General features: G+C 63.1%; 18 protein-coding genes and 1 tRNA gene. 11 read left to right on the top strand and 8 right to left on the bottom strand.

What is annotated here, in order from left to right; translation table 11 throughout:
* Positions 1-31: 31 nt before the first annotated feature.
* Entirely contained in the window at positions 32-832 is an 801-nt protein-coding gene (locus B7Y49_RS05480) for an outer membrane protein assembly factor BamD (RefSeq protein WP_374126567.1), read from the bottom strand.
* Positions 833-988: 156 nt separating this feature from the next.
* Between B7Y49_RS05480 and B7Y49_RS05475 the strand changes: the two genes are divergently transcribed.
* The 3 genes from B7Y49_RS05475 (at position 989) to B7Y49_RS05465 (ending at position 3525) form a co-directional block, all read left to right on the top strand.
* Complete coding sequence (locus B7Y49_RS05475) at positions 989-1813, top strand: class I mannose-6-phosphate isomerase (RefSeq protein ID WP_374126566.1); 825 nt, start codon at positions 989-991, stop codon at positions 1811-1813.
* A 66-nt stretch (positions 1814-1879) separates the two neighbouring features.
* A complete protein-coding gene (locus B7Y49_RS05470; RefSeq protein WP_374126565.1) occupies positions 1880-2308 on the top strand; it encodes a hypothetical protein in 429 nt (142 codons plus the stop codon).
* Between the two features lie 32 nt (positions 2309-2340).
* Complete coding sequence (locus B7Y49_RS05465) at positions 2341-3525, top strand: glycosyltransferase (protein WP_374126564.1); 1185 nt, start codon at positions 2341-2343, stop codon at positions 3523-3525.
* A gap of 128 nt (positions 3526-3653) precedes the next feature.
* On the opposite strand, the gene B7Y49_RS05460 is transcribed toward B7Y49_RS05465, so the two are convergent.
* The 6 genes from B7Y49_RS05460 to B7Y49_RS05435 form a co-directional block, all read right to left on the bottom strand.
* Positions 3654-4856 carry a DUF3089 domain-containing protein gene (locus tag B7Y49_RS05460; protein WP_374126563.1) on the bottom strand — a complete coding sequence of 401 codons (1203 nt, stop codon included), beginning with the start codon at positions 4854-4856 and terminating at the stop codon, positions 3654-3656.
* Between the two features lie 76 nt (positions 4857-4932).
* Complete coding sequence (locus tag B7Y49_RS05455; protein WP_374126562.1) at positions 4933-5316, bottom strand: Mth938-like domain-containing protein; 384 nt, start codon at positions 5314-5316, stop codon at positions 4933-4935.
* Complete coding sequence (secF, locus tag B7Y49_RS05450) at positions 5316-6296, bottom strand: protein translocase subunit SecF (RefSeq protein WP_374126561.1); 981 nt, start codon at positions 6294-6296, stop codon at positions 5316-5318. The genes B7Y49_RS05455 and secF overlap by 1 nt, the downstream gene beginning before the upstream one ends.
* 15 nt (positions 6297-6311) lie before the next feature.
* Positions 6312-7910, bottom strand: a complete 1599-nt coding sequence (gene secD, locus B7Y49_RS05445; protein WP_374126560.1) for a preprotein translocase subunit SecD — start codon at positions 7908-7910, stop codon at positions 6312-6314.
* A gap of 8 nt (positions 7911-7918) precedes the next feature.
* Positions 7919-8254: a preprotein translocase subunit YajC gene (gene yajC / locus B7Y49_RS05440; RefSeq protein WP_374126559.1), complete on the bottom strand. Its 336-nt coding sequence runs from the start codon at positions 8252-8254 to the stop codon at positions 7919-7921.
* Positions 8255-8353: 99 nt separating this feature from the next.
* Entirely contained in the window at positions 8354-9226 is an 873-nt protein-coding gene (locus B7Y49_RS05435; RefSeq protein WP_374126558.1) for a LysR family transcriptional regulator, read from the bottom strand.
* Positions 9227-9338: 112 nt separating this feature from the next.
* On the opposite strand from B7Y49_RS05435, the gene B7Y49_RS05430 reads away from it, so the two are divergent.
* The 4 genes from B7Y49_RS05430 to B7Y49_RS05415 all read left to right on the top strand — a co-directional run bounded on the left by B7Y49_RS05430 (position 9339) and on the right by B7Y49_RS05415 (position 11280).
* Positions 9339-9713, top strand: coding sequence for an antibiotic biosynthesis monooxygenase (locus tag B7Y49_RS05430; RefSeq protein WP_374126557.1), 375 nt, complete (start codon positions 9339-9341; stop codon positions 9711-9713).
* Complete coding sequence (locus B7Y49_RS05425; RefSeq protein WP_374126556.1) at positions 9713-10726, top strand: zinc-binding dehydrogenase; 1014 nt, start codon at positions 9713-9715, stop codon at positions 10724-10726. The genes B7Y49_RS05430 and B7Y49_RS05425 overlap by 1 nt, the downstream gene beginning before the upstream one ends.
* The gene (locus tag B7Y49_RS05420; protein WP_374126555.1) at positions 10719-11159 is read left to right on the top strand and encodes a PaaI family thioesterase; all 441 of its coding nucleotides are present in this window, start codon (positions 10719-10721) and stop codon (positions 11157-11159) included. Before B7Y49_RS05425 ends, B7Y49_RS05420 begins: the two co-directional genes overlap by 8 nt.
* A 44-nt stretch (positions 11160-11203) precedes the next feature.
* Positions 11204-11280: transfer RNA gene (locus B7Y49_RS05415), tRNA-Pro, on the top strand.
* A 158-nt stretch (positions 11281-11438) separates the two neighbouring features.
* Here the strand turns inward: B7Y49_RS05415 and B7Y49_RS05410 are convergent.
* The gene (locus B7Y49_RS05410) at positions 11439-13721 is read right to left on the bottom strand and encodes a penicillin acylase family protein (protein WP_374126554.1); all 2283 of its coding nucleotides are present in this window, start codon (positions 13719-13721) and stop codon (positions 11439-11441) included.
* 135 nt (positions 13722-13856) lie between these two features.
* On the opposite strand from B7Y49_RS05410, the gene B7Y49_RS05405 reads away from it, so the two are divergent.
* The 4 genes from B7Y49_RS05405 to hslU all read left to right on the top strand — a co-directional run bounded on the left by B7Y49_RS05405 (position 13857) and on the right by hslU (position 17844).
* Positions 13857-14747 carry an alpha/beta hydrolase gene (locus tag B7Y49_RS05405; protein WP_374126553.1) on the top strand — a complete coding sequence of 297 codons (891 nt, stop codon included), beginning with the start codon at positions 13857-13859 and terminating at the stop codon, positions 14745-14747.
* A 178-nt stretch (positions 14748-14925) separates the two neighbouring features.
* Positions 14926-15480, top strand: coding sequence for an ATP-dependent protease subunit HslV (gene hslV / locus B7Y49_RS05400; RefSeq protein WP_374126552.1), 555 nt, complete (start codon positions 14926-14928; stop codon positions 15478-15480).
* Between the two features lie 16 nt (positions 15481-15496).
* Positions 15497-16555, top strand: coding sequence for an aldo/keto reductase (locus tag B7Y49_RS05395; RefSeq protein WP_374126551.1), 1059 nt, complete (start codon positions 15497-15499; stop codon positions 16553-16555).
* Entirely contained in the window at positions 16552-17844 is a 1293-nt protein-coding gene (hslU, locus tag B7Y49_RS05390; RefSeq protein ID WP_374126550.1) for an ATP-dependent protease ATPase subunit HslU, read from the top strand. The genes B7Y49_RS05395 and hslU overlap by 4 nt, the downstream gene beginning before the upstream one ends.
* Positions 17845-17856: the final 12 nt, after the last annotated feature.

Raw genomic sequence — 17856 nt, 5'->3', positions numbered from 1 at the left:
GGGTGCAACGGTCGCATCGCGCCCGACCGGATTAAAGGCCGGCCTTCTCGACCGGGCGGGGCTTATACTCGCCCATCAGCTTATACGCGCGTTCGTACCAGTCCGTGCCGGGATAGTTGGCACCAAGTACGGCGGCGGTTTTCTTCGCTTCTTCGGGCACGCCAAGCGCGAGATAGGTTTCGGTCAGCCGCATCAACGCTTCGGGAACGTGCGTCGTCGTCTGATAATCCTCGACCACATGGCGGAAGCGCATCGATGCGGCGAGCCAGTCGCCGCGTTCTTCGTAAAAACGACCGACTTGCATTTCCTTGCCGGCCAGATGGTCGCGGACCAGATCGGTCTTCAGCCGGGCATCGGCGGCAAATTTCGTTTGTGGATAGCGGCGCTGCAGTTCGCCAAGCGCATCAAGGGCCTGTTGGGTGATCCGCTGATCGCGCGTCACGTCAGAGATCTGCTCGTAATAGCCAAGCGCGATCAAATAATAGGCATAAGGCGCATCGCGATTGCCGGGGTGGACCGACAAAAAGCGCTGCGCGGATTCGATCGATTTGGCGTAATCGGCGTTCAGATAATAAGCGAAAGCCCCCATCAGCTGCGCCCGTCGTGCCCAGATCGAATAGGGGTGCTGGCGTTCGACTTCATCGAAAAGCGCGGCGGCTTCCTGATAGCGATTCTGGTCGAGCCGGGTCTTGGCCGCAGAATAGAGCGTACCAACGTCGCGCGCGACATAGGGCAGATCCCCCTTGCTCTTCCCACCGGCGCAGCCGGCAATGGTCAAGGAACCCGCAATGATCAGCGCGAGCGTGGCGAAAGGGGACAGGGTTTTACGCATGGATGATGTCATAGCCGAGCAAGCTAGCGGCGAACAATGTTTTTCGTGTGGCAAGTTCCGGTGCGGTGCCATCGCTCGCGCTTGGCGAAGCCGGGGATCGTGTGGCAGGGACAGGCGTTCTCTGTTTCAGGCATCTCGCCGGAGTAAAGATCAGTCATGACTGCCACCCTGCTTACCACCAAGCGTGTCGAAAAGCCCTGGGGTCGTCATCATCTGTGGCCAGGCTTCGCCGATCCGGCATCGGACGGAGCGCCAGTCGGAGAAGTCTGGTTCGAGGCACCGGGTGATGCGGCGCCCGATCTGCTCATCAAATATCTGTTTACCAGCGAAAAATTGTCGGTTCAGGTGCATCCTGATGATGAAGCCGCGCGCGCCGCTGGTTATCCGCGCGGCAAGGATGAGGCGTGGGTAATCCTGGCGGCCGAGCCGGATTCGACGATCGCGCTGGGCACCCTTGCCCCGGTTGAGGTCAATGCCCTGCGCGCAGCGGCGCTGGATGGATCGATCGTTGAGCTCCTCGACTGGAAACCGGTCAAGGCAGGTGATTATTTCTATTCACCGGCCGGTACGGTCCATGCGATCGGCGCTGGTATCACGCTGGTCGAGGTCCAGCAGAATGTCGATCTGACCTATCGGCTTTATGATTATGGTCGCCCGCGTGAATTGCATCTCGATGCCGGGGTTGCCGTGTCGCAGGCGGAGCCGTTCGTGGCCCAGGCAGCACCCGGTGAGGTGGCACCTGAGCGCAGCATTTTGGCGGAAGGCCCCAAATTCGTGCTCGAACGCTGGGCCGCTGGCGAGCATCATGTGTCGCTGCCGGTCGACGTGCCGGGATGGCTGGTGCCGCTCGCGGGGCACGGCGTTGCCGATGATGTGCCGTGGCAGGCGGGACAATGCCTGATGCTGCGCGACCAGGCGCGGATCGATGTGGCGGCGGGGGGAGACGTGCTGTTTGCGTATCCGGGAAGCAATAGGATCTAGCAATCGGGGGCGATAATGGCCGGGGGGACCACATCAATACCGGAATATTGGCGGCCGGGGCGCGGCATGTTAGGGCCTTTGAAGCCCTTGCTCGGTCGCTGGGAGGCCGAAGCGGTAGGGCCAGACGGCGCCAGCACGATGCAATGCACGCGCGAATTCAAGCCGGTGCTGAACGGCCGCTATATTCAGCTTTCCGCTGTTTGGGTGATCGGGCCGAACCGCCAGTATGAAGAGCTCGCGCTGTTCGGCAAGGGCGAGTCGGGACTGATATTCCATTCCTATACTTCGGACGGCAAGCGATCGAACGGCGTTGCGGCGTCGGCGCTTGATATCGATCCGCACGCGATTGCATTCGAGGCAGACATGCCTGCCGGCCGCGCCCGGATGGTGTACTGGCCGGCGGGTGATGGGGCGTTGTTTTTCGCGGTCGAAAGCGAGACGAAAAAGGGCTGGAACCGCTTCATGCAGCACCGATATACGCTGCTGCCCGGCTGACAAATTTAACGGCTTGATGATAGCACTGCCCGATGTTGCGCGTGCTGACCCTTTCGACACTGTTCCCGGATGCCGGGCGCCCTAATTTCGGGGTGTTCGTCGAACGGCAGACATTGGGGCTTGCCGCGCATCCTGATGTGTCGCTGCGGGTTGTCGCGCCAATCGGGGTGCCGCCCTGGCCGCTGTCCCGCCATGCCCGGTATCGAGGCTTTGACGGCGTGCCGCTGGTGGAAGACTGGAAGGGACTGGCCATCCAGCGACCCCGCTTTGCGGCGATGCCGGGTATAAGCGGGCGGTTGCATGTGCCGATGTTGGTGCGCACCTTGCTGCCGGTGCTGGCTGACATCCGGCGCGATTTTGCGTTCGACGTGATCGATGCCGAATTTTTCTTTCCCGATGGTCCAGCTGCCATCGCACTGGGGCGGCATTTCGGTGTGCCGGTGTCGATCAAGGCGCGCGGGGCTGATATCCATCATTGGGGCAAGGGGCCGACGGCAGCGCAGGTGCGCAGCGCCGGTTGTGCGGCCGACGGCGTGCTGGCGGTATCGCAGGCAATGCGGGAGGATATGGCGGCACTCGGCATCCCGGCCGATCGCATCACCGTGCACCGCACCGGCGTCGATCTCGATCGGTTCGTTCTGGTCGATCGCCCGCAGGCCAAGGCGGCGATCGGGATCACGGGGCCGCTGATCGTGTCGCTCGGCGCGCTTATTGATCGCAAGGGGCATGGCATTGTCATCCGTGCGATGACCGGGCTGCCGGGGGTTAGCCTGTTGGTTGCCGGCGAAGGGCCGTCACGTCCCGCATTGGTGGCCGATATTGCCCGGCTGGGACTGAGCGATCGGGTCCGCCTGCTCGGCAGCATGCCGCATGCCGAACTGCCTGCCTTGCTTGCTGCCGCTGATGTCATGGCACTCGCGTCCGCGTCCGAAGGGCTCGCCAATGCCTGGGTCGAAGCGCTGGCGTGCGGCACGCCGATCGTCATTACCGCCGCAGGCGGCGCGGCTGAGGTGGTAACCGACCCCGATTTCGGGCGGATCGCGGCCCGCGAGCCGGCGGCCTTTGCACAGGCCATCGCATCACTGTTGGCCGATCCGCCCGCGCCGGACTCGGTGCGGCGCGGGGCGGAACACTTTACCTGGGCGGCGAACACCGATGCGCTGTACGCGCATCTGCATCGTCTGGTCTCCGCCGGAGATCACGTCGGATGCCTTTAGCTGCCTTGAATCTCACCCCCGTTCGGGCTGAGCGAAGTCGAAGCCAACGCGCAGCGCTTGCCCTTCGACTTCGCTCGGGGTGAACGGAGTAAGGTTTATCCAGTTTAAAGCTGTTGGTGGCCAGCCGATCACCGCGCGCCGGGGCGCTTGAGCCACGTCTTGGCTTGCGAGGCCGACAGCGTGACGAGGTTGCCCATCGCCACCGGCATATCGATCAGGTGCAGGCCCCAATCGGCAAGAATCTGGCCACCGACCGCAACATCCCCGCCGATCGTGTCGGTGCGCGGATCGCTCGGCACCGCATTGACCGTTACCGCAAGGTAGCGGAACTTGCCATTGGCGACGCATTCTGCCGAAAGCAGCCCGGGTGCCTTCACGAATGGTGTGGTCACCGCAGCGCCGTCGCTCGTCCAGGGCGCTTGCTTTGAACTGGCAATCCCCGCGCCGTTGGTGCCCAGATAATTGTCGGTGATGGCCTTGCCACCAGCGAGCATCGCGGGATTGGTGCACGCAGCAACCATGCCGGGCTGCGCGACGACGCCGAAACGGCTGTTGGCGGGCGGCGGTGCATCGGCGCGGAAGGTGACATAGCTGACAATGCAGCCCCATTGATCAGCGCGGCGGCACAGCGGAATGGTCTTCAGCTCGCCACCAACATCGCGGCCTTCGGGTACGCCGACATTAGTGCCGATCAGCATCGCCGAAATCAGCTGCCCAGCGATCGGCTTGCGATCAATCTCCTCGATCAGCAATTGCTTCAAAATGCCGGCACCCTGGCTATGCCCGATCAGCACGACCCCGCGGCCCTGATTGTCGCGGCGCAGATACTCATACCAGGCAGCGCGCACATCGGCATAGGCCAGCGCGCGATCAGCGGGCACAGCCTTGCCCGTCATGATGTCCCGCAGCGCCGTCAGCGTGACCTGGCGGTACAGCGGAGCGAACACCCGGCAATTTTTGGCAAAGCGCGCAGCCTGAAAGGCGGCGACCTGCTTTTCTTCGGGCCCGGCATTCAGATCGCTGTTCGGCGTCGTGTCGAGCGACACGGTGGGATAGACATAAAAGCAATCGAACTTCGGCGCAGCGGCCGGCACGAATGGTTCGATCGTGCGCTTGCCATTGGCTGCGATCACCGTTGCGGTCTGATCGGCGGCGCATGCATCAGCGCGGCCGGGGCGGCAGAGCCAGTCGGCGTCTTGCGTGTAATCGGGCGCGCGAAGGATGGTGGGCGCAGCCGGGGTAGCAGGCGGCGTTTGCGCCGCAGCGGGCGCGATGCCGATCATGGTGGCGGCAATCGCACAGAACACGGTAGATAAAACGAAGCGCTTCACAAATCTCTCCCTGTCGTTTTTGTCACGAAAGGTTAACGCGCCGAGTCCGTTGCGTCGAGGCGCAATTGGTGTTGTCTTAGCCGCGGTGATCGAGCGGATAGAGCGCCGCTGCAATCCAGCGACCTTCCTGGCGCAGCACGCTCCACGCGCGGGCAGCAGCGCGGCTGTCCATCACCTCGATGCCGATGCCTTGCGCCTCAAGCGCGGTCACCAGCGTTCGTGAGGGGTGGATCAGCCCAACGCCGGTGCCGAGGATCACGAATTCGGGAAGCGGATCAAGCGCCGTCAGCGTCGCGACATCGCTCGCCGATAGCGTGGCAATCGCTGGCGGTGTCCAGCCATGCGCGCCTGCCGGGGTGAGCAGCAAGGCGGTGTAGACATTGTCGTCAATCCGGAAGCCGCCGCCCGAAAACCCTTTGATGATCGGGCCGTCGGGGGCGGATTCATGTTCCAGCCGCATCAGACGGGGTCTTTGGGGCCCACGCGTTCGGCGTTGGTGGCGATGTTGGCCTTGCCTGCCGCCTTTTCCAGATTGGGATCGGCGCGCAGGCCAAGCGTAATCAGCAGCGATGACGATACATAGATCGACGAATAGGTGCCGACGACGATGCCCAGTATCATCGCGGCGGTGAAGCCACGCAACACATGTCCGCCAAACAACAGCAGCGCACCAAGCGCGAGCAGGATCGTCAGCGAGGTCATCACTGTGCGGGGCAAGGTCTCGTTGACCGACAGATCGATGATCTCGCGCATGTCCATCTTGCGATAGCGGCGCATGTTTTCGCGGATACGGTCATCGATCACGATCTTGTCATTGATCGAATAGCCGATGATCGTCAGCACTGCCGCCACGATGTTCAGATCGAATTCGAACTGGGTGACCGCAAAGAAACCCAGCGTCATCAGCAGATCGTGGACGATCGCGACGACGGTGGAAACGCCGAACTGCCATTCGAACCGAAAGATCGCGAACAGGCCGATGCCGAGCACCGCGAGCGCCACGGCGGCTGCACCCTTCCAAATCAGCTCATTCGATACCTTGCCCGATACCGCATCCTGCTTGGAGAATTTGGCGGTCGGGAAATCTTTGTTGATCGCGGCCTGCACCTTTTTGACTACAGCGGCGGTGGCATCTTTATCCTGCGATTCCGGCGCTGGCAGACGGATGGAGACGGTGCGCTTGTCATCATATAACTGGAGGCGAACCTCGCCCAGTTCGAGCGCATCGATCGACGTGCGCAGCGTGTCGAGCGAGGGCTCGGCTTGGAACTTCTCTTCGATCATCAGCCCGCCGACAAAATCGACGCCGAGGTTCAGTTTATAGACAAACACTGTCGCCAGCGCCGCGATTGACAACAGCGCGGTCAGCCCGAACGCCCAGAAGCGCAGGCGGACAAAGCCGATATTGGTGTTGTCTGGAACGAGTTTCAGCAGGCGCATGGCTTTATCCGCCGATCAAATGTTGATTTCACTGGGGCGGTTTTTGCGCACCCAGAGCACGACGAGCATGCGCGTGAACGTAACGGCGGTGAACACCGATGTCGCGATGCCGATCAGCAGGACGACGGCAAAACCCTTCACCGGGCCGGAGCCGAGCAGCAACATGATCACACCGGAAATCGCGTGGGTCATGTTCGCTTCGAAAATGGTGCGCGATGCTTCCTTATAGCCGAGCTCGACCGACTGGATCACGCTGCGCCCGCGCCGCCGCTCTTCGCGGATACGCTCGTTGATCAGCACGTTCGCGTCGACCGCGGTGCCGATCGTCAGCACGAAACCGGCAATGCCCGGCAAGGTCAGGGTGCCGTTCAGCAGCGCCAGCACGCCGATGATCACCACGATGTTGATGACGACGGCGATGTTCGCATAGACGCCGAAGCGGCCATAGGTGACGAGCATGAACACGATCACCGCGGCTGCCGCGATGATCGATGCAGTGATGCCGTAGCGGATCGAATCGGCACCCAGATCAGGCCCGACCGTGCGTTCCTCGACCACCTTTAGAGCCACCGGCAGCTTGCCCGATCGCAATGCGATGGCGAGCTGGTTCGCCGTCTCGACCGTAAAGCTGCCCGAAATAGAGGCCGTGCCGCCAAGGATCGGTTCGTTGATATTGGGGGCGGAGATGACTTGATTATCCAGGATGATCGCGAACGGCTTGCCGACATTTTCCTGCGTCACCCGCGCGAATTTGCGACCTCCCTGGCTATCAAAGGTGATGACGACATTGGGCTCGTTCGTCTGTGAATCATTGCCTTGTACCGCGTTGATCAGCTGATCCCCCGAAATGATCACCGACCGCTTCACCGCAATCGAACTGCCGCCTTCGGTATAGGGCAAAATCTGGCTGCCGACCGGTGCATTACCGCGCGGACCCTTGGCGACCTCTGCCGGATCAGCGGTCAGATCGACCAGCTTGAATTCGAGCTTCGCCGTCTTGCCGAGAAGATCCTTCAGCGCCTGCGGATCCTGCAGGCCAGGCACCTGCACGACGATGCGGTTGCTGCCCTGGCGGATGATCGTCGGCTCGCGGGTGCCGAGTTCGTCGATGCGGCGGCGGACGACTTCAGTCGCGTCGGCCATAGCCGTGTCGATCGCCTGGGTCAGACCTGCTTGGGTTTGGGTAAGGACAAAGCGCTGGCCGTCGACCACTTCGATCGTCCAGTCGCGCTGCCCGGTCAGCCCTGCACCATTGGTAAGCGGCAACAACCGTTCGCGCGCTTCATCAACCTGCGTCACGTCGCGCAGGAGGAAGCTTAGCTTGCCGCCCCGCGTCGAGATATCGCCAATCCCTATCTTGGGCGTGCCACGCCGCATTTCGGTTGCCACCGTATCGCGCATCTGTTCGATCCGCGACGCGGCGACATCGGCGGTATCGGCTTCGAGCAGTAGATAGCTGCCGCCTGCCAGATCGAGCCCGAAATTGATCCGCGGCAGCGAAACGCCCAGATCCTTCGTGTAGCGTTCCGGCACGAAGCTGGGGACGGCGAGCAGCATCAGTGCCGCCAGCAAGCCGAGGATCGAAGCTATTTTCCAGCGCGGGAAATCGAGCATTGGTGCGATCAGTCGTTTGCAGGTTTGCCGGCGCCGCTTGGCGCGATCGCGGCCAGCGTTGCCTTGACGACCTTCACCTTCACGCCGGTGGCAATCTCCACCTCGACGATCCGGTCATCGACCTTGATAACCTTGCCGACAATGCCGCCGGCGGTCGTCACTTCATCGCCCTTCTTCACCGCGTTGATCGAATCCTGCAGCACTTTCATCCGCTTTTGCTGCGGGCGGATCAGCAGGAAATAGGCGAGCGGGAGCAGCAACAGATAGGGGATGATCATGGCGATCGATCCGCTGCCATCGGCGGCGGCACCAGCAGTCTGGGCAAAGGCGGGGGGCACGAACATGAATGTCCTGAACGGCTGGAGTGATACGGCGTGTTGCCGCTATCGTTAAGCGGCGCGCGCTATCACCATCGGCCTGTGCGTGCAACGTCCCTGATGAGGTCAGGTGTGCGCCAACCGCGCAAAGGCGCCCGCGATCCAGCGATGCGCGGCCCGGATGGCGGGCAAGCGGCGCACATCGCGGTGGGTGAGCAGCCAGACCGGACGGGGCGGTATCTGAATGGGGAGCGGCAGGCGAACGAGGCCGGCGTCGCGGGCGAAAGTCACTGGCAGCAACGCGATGCCGCCGCCTGCCGCCGCCGCGGTCAACAGCGCGCGCGTACTCCCGGTGCGCAGCGCGACCGCGCCGTCAAGCCCTGCCTTGGCCACCCAGTCGGTCTCGACAATCCGGCCATAGCTATCGTCATAGATCAGCAAGCGTTCGTCACGCAGGCTGATCGCCGCTGCATCGCGCCCGGCAAGATAATCGGCGCTGGCAAAGCAGCCCAGCTCGATTTCATAGATGCGCCGCGCGATCAGGCTCGCACCTTCGGGGCGCGACATGCGCAGCGCGATATCGGCCTCGCGCGCGGCAAGGCTGACGACCTCACCTTGCGCACGCAGCGTCACGCTCAGCCCCGGTGCGGCCTGCCAAAGCTGCGGCAAAGCGGGGGCAAGCACATCGGTGACGATCAGGTCGGTCGCCGATATCGTGACATTGCCTGCCGCGTTCGCTGCCCCGAGCGCCGATGCCGCGCGACCAATGCGCGCCGCCTGATCGACCAGCGGCGCAGCGAGCGTCGCAATTCGGCTGCCCTCGCTCGTCAGCCGCACGCCGTTCGCGCGCCGATCGAGCAGCCGCAGCCCCAATGTCGCCTCGAGCCCCTCCAGCCGCCGCGCGACGGTGGAGACCGCCAAGTCCAGCTGCTTGGCAACCGCGCTGAGCGAGCCCCGCTCATCGAGCATCAGCAGCAGCTTAAGGTCCTCGCTGTCCATCGCTTAAGCCTAGTGGTTTTGCGTTTCATGCGAAAGCGATTTGCATTCATTGATCTTATCCGTTCCCGCCGGCAGGCGTAGATCGGGGCATCGCTTGAACAGGAGCAATGCCATGAAGCTGATCCCGCTAACCCTAGGCGCCGCGCTGATCGCGCTGCCGCTTACCGCCAATGCCCGTCCCGACGCCCCAACGGGTCGGGTCGCGGTGGTCGTCAGCATCGCCACCCCGCCGGGCGTCTCCGATGCCTATCTGAAGGGTGAATTCGACAAGGCGGCTCCCCGCTATCAGGCAATCCCCGGCCTGATCCGTAAATATTTCACGATCGAGCCCAAGCGCTTTGGCGGCATCTACTACTGGTCGAGCAAGGCGGCAGCGCAGGCCTGGTTCAGCGATGCCTGGGTCGCGCGCGCCAAGGCTACCTATGGCAGCGATCCGGTCGTCACCTATTTTGAGGTGCCGCTGGCGATCGATGGGGCCAAACCCTGATGCGGCAGCTGACCTTCGTTCGGCCCGGTCTGGTCGAGTGGCGCGAGGCGGCATCCCCGGTGCTGGCCAGCGCCGGCGCAGCGCTGGTGCGCCCGATCGTGCTCGGGCGCTGCGATCTCGATGTCGGCTATGTCCGTGGGCTCGCGCCAATGGCAGCGGGTGAGCCGATCGGGCACGAGATGATTGGCGAGGTCGTCGAAATCGGTGACGGCGTCCGGCAAGTGCGGCCCGGTCAGCGCGTGATCGTACCCTCGCAAATCAGCTGCGGTGATTGTCGGAACTGCCGCCGCGGCTTTACCGGGCGGTGCCAGTCGGTACCGTTCGCTGCCAGCTATGGCATGGGGCGGCCCGGCAATTACGGGTGTGCCGCCGCTGATCTGGTCGCGGTGCCGTTCGCCGATGCGATGCTGGTGCCCTTGCCGCTGGGGGCTGATCCGGTCGCGATGATCGGTGCGGCCGATATGGCAGCCGACAGTTGGCGCGCGGTGGCGCCTCAGCTTGCTGAGAGGCCGGGCGCGAGCGTGCTGGTGATGGGCGGCCTCGCCTCGGTGATCGGCCTTTATGCTGCCGGGCTGGCGGTTGCGCTGGGTGCGGGGCGGGTGGATTATGCCGATGATGATCCCGCACGGCTGGCGCAGGCCGCGGCCTATGGTGCCAACCCGATCACGCTACCGGGTGAGCTGCCGATGCTTTATGAAATCGTCGTCGATGCGTGCGGGACGCCCGACACGCTGATCCAGGCGATCCGCGCGACCGAACCGGAAGGCTTGCTGACCAGCGTGACGATCCATCTCGGCGCGACTACACCGGTGCCTATGCTGGAAATGTATCACAAGGGCATCGCGCTGCGCACCGGACGTGCCAATGTGCGCACCAACATCCCGCCGACGCTCGATTGCTACCACGCGCACGGCTTTCGCCCTGACCTGATCGAGACTCGGCTTTACACATTCGATGATGCGCCGGCCGCGTGGATGGATGGTGCGCTGCGCACGGCGGCCTCGCGTGCTTGATCCGCCGCCCGGCTTCGCGCCGCATTTCCGCAAGAGCCCGCTCACCGATGCGTGGGAGCCGCTCTACTCGAAGCGCGAGGGCGATGTGCTGACCATCGGTGTATTGGTCGCGACACCACACACCAACGCGCGCGGCATGGCGCATGGCGGCCTGATCGCAGCGCTGGCGGATAATGCGATGGGGCTCGCCTGTGCGCTATCTGGGGCCGGGGTCGGCGGTATCGTGACGGTCAACCTGACCTGCGACTTTACCGGCACCGCGCGGATCGGCGACTGGCTGGAGGTTGCCGCAACTCCCGTTCGCGTTGGCCGCACGCTGGCGTTCGGCGAGGCCCGCGTGACGACCGGCGACCGACTGATCGCCCGGGCCAGCGCGGTTTTCAGTATCCCGCCGGCGGCATCCGTTCCGCCAGCCGATGCACCAGACGGGTAATGCTTGCATCAAGGGCGACAGACGCATAATGCCGCCCCCTCGGTCGGGACGTAGCGCAGCCTGGTAGCGCATCACACTGGGGGTGTGGGGGTCGCAGGTTCGAATCCTGTCGTCCCGACCAAGATTTTCAGCAGCTGCAGGTCGATATTTTGCGTCCGCCACTTCGGATCACACCGGGCGCGGATCAGCCGACAATGCAAAACTCACGCGCCATCCCATCCTCCGTCACCCCGGCACATGGCCGGGGTGACGGCTTTTGGGCAGCGGTAGGTAGCCCGTCTATTCGCTGATCGTCACCGGCTTGCCGATCGTGTCCGCGTCGATCTGCGCCTTGGTGAAAGGCAGGCGGACCCAACGCTTGGCCGAATAGAGCAACGTCTGATCGCCGAAATGTGGCGAGGCGGGGTTGGTGGATTGCGAGTAGCTGAGCACGGCATCGACTACCGGTCCCGTATCGTCGAAGGTCACCGCCTGGACATAGCTCGAGCCATGCGTCGGGGTGATGCCGCCGGGCACCTTCTGCCCCTGCTGCACGTTGAGGACGCCGAGCGATCCTTCGGCACCGTGCACAGCGATCCGCTGGTCGCCACGCTTGGCGAACTGGACATCGCCCCAGCGTGCGTCGAGCGCTATCCCTTCTGCCGACAGCGTCGCAGCAGCCTTGGCCAGCGCAGCGATCATCTTGGTGCCATTATCACCATCGGTGATTGGATCACGGGGGGTGTGGACCGGATCAGCGGGGTCGTATTTGGTTGCCCATAGATTGGCGATCGACCGGATATTGGCGGCGAATACCGCGAAGAGATAGCCGCCCCGGCTGTCGACATCATATTTGCGATCCCATCCGCGCAGGGCGTTACAGGCGGCGGCTACGTCAGGCTTGTCGGCACAAAGCGCGAGCAGCTTGTCGACCACCAGCTCGGCGACCAGGCTCTTATTGGCAAAGGCCATCGCCTCGGCGCGCGGCAGATCGATCTTGGTGCCGGGCAGACCATCGGTGCCCTTGAGCCGCCGCTCGATTTCGATCAGGCCAGATCGCGTCCGCGTCGTGCGCATCGTGCCCCATGCTCCCAGGATCGGCGAGAGTTGACGATAAGGCGCGCTGGCATTGCTCAACCAGTAACTGTCATTGCTGTTCGCCAGATAATCGCGGCGCTCCCAGATCGCCTGTTCATAAGCGGGGAGCAGGCGTCGTGCAGCAGTTCCCGCCACATCGTCCCAGTCGCACGCAGCGCGCTTGCCATCGAGGAGCACGACCCGTCCTGCCAGAAGCGCCGAAGCGGGGGTGGCGCAGTCCTTGGCCTTGGCGGCGGTAACATTGGGGACGGCGGTGACATCAGCATGCAGCGCATTACCGGCGCGGTCGACCGCGATGGTGTTCACCCAAGGAATGCCGAGCGTTTTGGTCACAGCGGACCTGATATCGGCGACCGATTTCGCCTTGCCGATGGCTATCCACGCCGCCAGTCCGCGCTGGTTGCCGGCATTGGCGTCACGCATCGAAAACGCCTTGGTCTTGCCCCAGCTGAGCAGCAGGGCGGGGGCGGCCACCATTGGCCCGAACCGGCTCGAATAGAGCGTCCGGGTGACGGGTGCCGTCCCGGCGGGCATCGGAATGCTGACCGTTTTCGGCGTCATCCGTTCCGATTTGCCGTCGACGATATAGCGGGTCGGATCGGTGGGATCGAGCTCTAGCTCAAACAGCGTAAAATGCTGCGCGGCGGTGACAGTGTGGGTCCAGCCGATATCCTTGTTGAAGCCCAGCGAGACGATTGGCGTGCCAGCAATGCCGACACCCATGACATCATACACCCCGGGGATCGTCAGATGCATTTCCCAGAAGCGCGCGGGGCCATTCCACGGAAAATGCGGATTGCCGATCAGCACGCCGCGCCCGCTTTCGGTCACGTCGCCGCCAAACGCCCAGCCATTGCTGCCAATGCCGATCTTGTCCTGATCGGGAATGGTGACGTTTTGGTCGGCGGCCTGTGCGCCACCGGGAGGGGCTGCGTTCACCACCGCACCCGCCAGCGCGAGCGAGCTTGCCAGCAGCACCTGCTTCTCGGTTAGCCGCAGCATATCGTCGGCGGTGATCGGTCGAACCCAGGCCTTGCCGCGACATTCGGCGGGTACGCCAGTCGGCCCTAAATCGCGCAGCAAGCGGTTATACCCGGCGACATACCCGGCGATCACGTCACGCGCTTCGGGGATCTGCGCAGAAATGCCGCGCCGCAATTTGGGCATGTCGATCGCGGAACGGAAGAAAATGTCCGATGACAGGTTATCGATTTTCTCAAAGCCAAGGATCGCGGTTTCCTTCGGCCCGAAATGCAGCGATCGCTCACCTGCCACCGTCGCAAACTCTTCGGCGATCATGCACAGATTATCCTGGGCGTAGGCGTATCCCACGCCGTAGCCGATCCCGCGCCAGTTGCTCGCGGTGATGTGCGGAATGCCATAGCTGGTGCGCACAATCGACGCGGAAAAGGTCGGCCCCTTGGCAATTGCAGCGCTGCTGCTCACGCCCGCCAGCAGCAGCGCGCCGATTGCGAATTTCCGCATCATTCTCTCCCTGATTGTTTCGACGCTTGCTATGCCGATTCCGCACAGGTGGCAATGCGGGGTAAGGGCGATGGCGGGGCTTGTGCTGGCCCGCGCCGTGCCCCACGCTTAAAGGACAACGGTTGGGGATGCTGCATGACGATTGGGCGGATTATTCTGGGGATAGTGGCCTTGATCGTGGCGGGGCTGGGCTATGCCTATTTCTTTGCGTCGCCGCCGATGATGCTCAACCTGATCGACAAAATGACGCTCGGCCAGCCCGACGCGGTGCAGGTCGCGAAGGACGTCGATTTCGGCACCGCGCCGCGCCAGCAGCTCGATGTTTGGGCACCCGCCAAGCGCGGTGCGGAAAAGCTGCCGGTGGTGATTTTCTATTATGGCGGCGCTTGGACCAAGGGATCGCGCCAGGAATATGGCTTTGTCGGCCGCGCGTTTGCGGGGCAGGGGTTCATCGTCGTCATCCCCGATTATCGGCTGGTGCCCGGTGTGCGCTTCCCGATTTTCGTCCAGGATTCAGCGCTCGCGGTGAAATGGGTGCGCGATCACATAGCGGACTATGGCGGCGATCCGGCGCGGATCACGCTCTCGGGCCATTCGGCGGGGGCCTATAACGCGGCGATGCTCGCGCTCGACGGGAAGTATCTGCGCGACATCGGCGTCGACCCCAAGGTCGTTCGCGCTGCCGCGCTATTCGCCGGCCCCTATGCCTTTTACCCTTGGGAAAGCGACCGCGCGCGCGCCGCATTCTCGGCCTGGCCAACGCCTGCCGAAACCCAGCCGATCACTTATGTGGCCAAAGACACGCCACCGCTGCAACTGGCGCAGGGCACCGCCGATGATGTGGTTAAACCGCGCAACGCGACCCGGCTGGCGAAACGGTTGACCGAACTCGGCGCACGTTTCGAGCTGAAGGAATATGCGGGCAAGAGCCACAACGATCTGGTGATGGGCCTGTCACTGCCGTTCCGCGGCAACGCGACCACGCTAGCGGACAGCACGGCGTTTTTGAAGGCGAATAGCCGGTAACGACTTGTCTTTACTGCCATTCTTCCCCGTTCGTGTCGAGCGAAGTCGAGACACCCTGCGCAGCGTTTGTGGCCCGTCCCTCGACTTCGCTCGGGACAAACGGTTGTTATTGGGAATTGAGCCAGGACAGTTTCGGCACGGATTGCGCACCCGCACCGGCGATCCCATATCGCCGTTCATGAGCAACAAAGACATGGTGTGGCACGGCACCACAATCCTTTCCGTGCGGCGTGGTGGCAAGGTCGTGATCGCCGGCGATGGTCAGGTCTCGATGGGCCAGACGGTGATGAAACCCAATGCCCGCAAGGTCCGCAAGCTGGGTGACGGCAGCGTCATCGGCGGTTTCGCTGGGGCAACTGCGGATGCCTTCACGCTGTTCGAAAGGCTCGAACGCAAGCTGGAACAACATCACGGCCAGCTGCTCCGCGCGGCGGTCGAGCTCGCCAAGGACTGGCGGACCGACAAATATCTGCGCAACCTGGAGGCGATGATGATCGTCGCCGACAAGGACGTGACCCTTATCCTGACCGGTAACGGCGACGTGCTGGAGCCCGAAGCGGGGATCGCGGCGATCGGATCGGGCGGCAATTTCGCGCTCGCCGCCGCGCGTGCGCTTACCGATTACGAAGCCGATGCCGAAGTGCTGGCCCGCAAGGCGATGGCCGTCGCGGCTGACATCTGCGTCTACACCAATGACCGGCTGACCGTGGAAACACTCGACAGCGCCGTCTGATTTTTAAGGAATGTAGATGCTTTACAACCGATTGGGAAATTCGGGCCTGATCGTCTCGCGCCTTTCGTTCGGCACGATGACGTTCACCGGTGGCGGCACATCAATGCCTGGCGTCGCCAAAATCGGCAAAGGGGAAGCGGCCGCCTTGGTCGACGCTGCAATTGCGGGCGGCGTCAATTTTTTCGACACTGCCGATGTGTATTCAGATGGCGAGGCCGAGGAGATTTTGGGCCAGATCATTGCCGATCGTCGGCACGATCTGGTGATTGCGACCAAGGCCGGGTTTCGCCTTGGCAAGGCGTTGGGCGATACGGGGCTCAGTCGCCGCCATTTGCTGTGGTCGATCGAGCAGAGCCTGAAACGGCTTGGTACCGATTATGTCGATGTCTTTATCGCTCACCGACCCGACCCTTACACCCCGCTCGAAGAAACACTGTCGGCGCTCGATACGATCGTGCAGCACGGCAAGGCGCGTTACCTGGGCTTTTCGAACTGGTTGCCGTGGCAGGTCGCCGCCGCCGTTGAGTTGCAGCGCGCCAATGGCTGGGCGCCGTTCACGCACGGTCAAATGTATTACTCGCTCGTCGGTCGCGATCTCGAGTCCGAGGCATTCGGCATGCTGGCGCATTACGGGCTAGGGCTGACGGTATGGAGCCCGCTGGCCGGTGGTTTCCTGAGTGGCAAGTATATGCGTGAAACGCTTAGCGATCCTGATAATCGTTTATCCAGCTTCGACGTGATCCCTTTCGACAAGGAGATGGGCTTTGCCGTGGTCGATGCGCTGCGCGATATTGCCAAGGCGCATGCCGCAAGCGTGGCACAAGTCGCGCTCGCGTGGTTGCTTGCCAAGGATAAGGTGAGCAGCATTCTGGTTGGCGCGTCAAAGCCGCACCAGCTTGCCGATAATCTTGCCGCAACCGACGTTTTACTTGCCCCCGAACAGATTGCGCGCCTCGACGCCTTGACCACACCAGCCGCGACCTATCCGGCGTGGTTCGTCAACGGGTTCGTCGACCGTGCACTTGCCGGCGCGCTTGCCCCCCGCTCTCGCCAAACCCACCCGGAAAAGAAATGAACGACGCCCTTACCCCCAAGACCATCGTTGCCGCGCTCGACGCGCATATCATTGGCCAGACCGATGCCAAGAAAGCCGTCGCGGTGGCGATGCGCAATCGCTGGCGGCGGCAGCAGCTTGGTGCCGATCTGCGCGATGAGGTGACGCCCAAGAACATCCTGATGATTGGGCCAACCGGCTGCGGCAAGACCGAGATCTCACGGCGGCTGGCGAAACTGGCCGATGCGCCGTTTGTGAAGGTGGAGGCGACCAAGTTTACCGAGGTTGGTTATGTCGGCCGCGATGTGGAGCAGATTGCGCGCGACCTGGTCGAGGAAGCGGTGCGGCTCGAAAAGGAACGCCGCCGTGTTGCCGTGAAGGACAAGGCCGAGGATGCCGCGATGGCGCGGCTGCTCGATGCGCTGACCGGCAAGGGCGCGAGCGAGGCAACCCGCGAAGCATTCCGCCAACGCTTCCGCGAAGGCCATCTGAACGCGACCGAGATCGAGATCGAAGTGGAGGACGCCCCCAAGGCCCCGTTCGAAGTGCCGGGCCAGATGGGTATGATCAATCTGGGCGAGATGATGAGCAAGGCGATGGGCGGCAACCAGCTCAAGCGCCGCAAGCTTTCCGTTCCTGCAGCCTGGGACAAGCTGGTCGAGGAAGAGGCCGACAAACGGCTCGATCAGGAAGAGGTGAGCCGGGTAGCGCTCGCCGATGCCGAGGCGAACGGGATCGTGTTCCTCGACGAGATCGACAAGATCGCGGTCAGCGATGTGCGCGGCGGCTCCGTGAGCCGCGAAGGTGTGCAGCGCGATTTGCTGCCGCTGATCGAGGGCACCACGGTGGCCACTAAGTACGGCCCGATGAAGACTGACCATATCCTGTTTATCGCGTCAGGCGCGTTCCACGTTGCCAAGCCCAGCGACCTGCTGCCCGAGCTGCAGGGCCGCCTGCCGATCCGCGTCGAGCTGAAGGCGCTGACCGAGGCCGATTTCGTGGCGATCCTGTCAGACACCAAGGCATCGCTGCCCGCACAGTACAAGGCGCTGATTGCGACTGAAGGCGTGACGATCGACTTTACCGAGGATGGCATCCGCGCGGTGGCGAAGATCGCGGCGGAGGTGAATGCCGAGATCGAGAATATCGGTGCGCGGCGCCTGCAGACGGTGATGGAGAAGCTTCTCGAGGCGATTAGCTTCGAAGCGGAAGACCGCGTCGGCGAGACGCTGCTGATCGACGCGGCTTATGTCGAAAGCCAGCTGAGCGCGATTGCGCGCAACACCGATCTCAGCCGGTTCGTGCTGTAGCGATCGGCGCGG

The sequence above is a fragment of the Sphingomonas sp. 28-62-11 genome, from assembly GCF_002278865.1.
In the GTDB taxonomy this organism is placed as follows: Bacteria; Pseudomonadota; Alphaproteobacteria; order Sphingomonadales; family Sphingomonadaceae; genus Sphingomonas.
Note: the sequence above shows the minus strand (reverse complement) of the source record. Positions and strands in the feature narration are given on the sequence as shown.

Coding starts and splice junctions, on each gene's coding strand:
- B7Y49_RS05435 (WP_374126558.1), bottom strand. CDS start 9,226: ATGGACAGCGAGGACCTTAAGCTGCTGCTGATGCTCGATGAGCGGGGC.
- secF (WP_374126561.1), bottom strand. CDS start 6,296: ATGCGCCTGCTGAAACTCGTTCCAGACAACACCAATATCGGCTTTGTC.
- B7Y49_RS05470 (WP_374126565.1), top strand. CDS start 1,880: ATGTTAGGGCCTTTGAAGCCCTTGCTCGGTCGCTGGGAGGCCGAAGCG.
- B7Y49_RS05475 (WP_374126566.1), top strand. CDS start 989: ATGACTGCCACCCTGCTTACCACCAAGCGTGTCGAAAAGCCCTGGGGT.
- B7Y49_RS05430 (WP_374126557.1), top strand. CDS start 9,339: ATGAAGCTGATCCCGCTAACCCTAGGCGCCGCGCTGATCGCGCTGCCG.
- secD (WP_374126560.1), bottom strand. CDS start 7,910: ATGCTCGATTTCCCGCGCTGGAAAATAGCTTCGATCCTCGGCTTGCTG.
- B7Y49_RS05425 (WP_374126556.1), top strand. CDS start 9,713: ATGCGGCAGCTGACCTTCGTTCGGCCCGGTCTGGTCGAGTGGCGCGAG.
- B7Y49_RS05480 (WP_374126567.1), bottom strand. CDS start 832: ATGCGTAAAACCCTGTCCCCTTTCGCCACGCTCGCGCTGATCATTGCG.
- B7Y49_RS05455 (WP_374126562.1), bottom strand. CDS start 5,316: ATGCGGCTGGAACATGAATCCGCCCCCGACGGCCCGATCATCAAAGGG.
- yajC (WP_374126559.1), bottom strand. CDS start 8,254: ATGTTCGTGCCCCCCGCCTTTGCCCAGACTGCTGGTGCCGCCGCCGAT.
- B7Y49_RS05410 (WP_374126554.1), bottom strand. CDS start 13,721: ATGCGGAAATTCGCAATCGGCGCGCTGCTGCTGGCGGGCGTGAGCAGC.
- B7Y49_RS05405 (WP_374126553.1), top strand. CDS start 13,857: ATGACGATTGGGCGGATTATTCTGGGGATAGTGGCCTTGATCGTGGCG.
- hslV (WP_374126552.1), top strand. CDS start 14,926: ATGAGCAACAAAGACATGGTGTGGCACGGCACCACAATCCTTTCCGTG.
- hslU (WP_374126550.1), top strand. CDS start 16,552: ATGAACGACGCCCTTACCCCCAAGACCATCGTTGCCGCGCTCGACGCG.
- B7Y49_RS05395 (WP_374126551.1), top strand. CDS start 15,497: ATGCTTTACAACCGATTGGGAAATTCGGGCCTGATCGTCTCGCGCCTT.
- B7Y49_RS05465 (WP_374126564.1), top strand. CDS start 2,341: ATGTTGCGCGTGCTGACCCTTTCGACACTGTTCCCGGATGCCGGGCGC.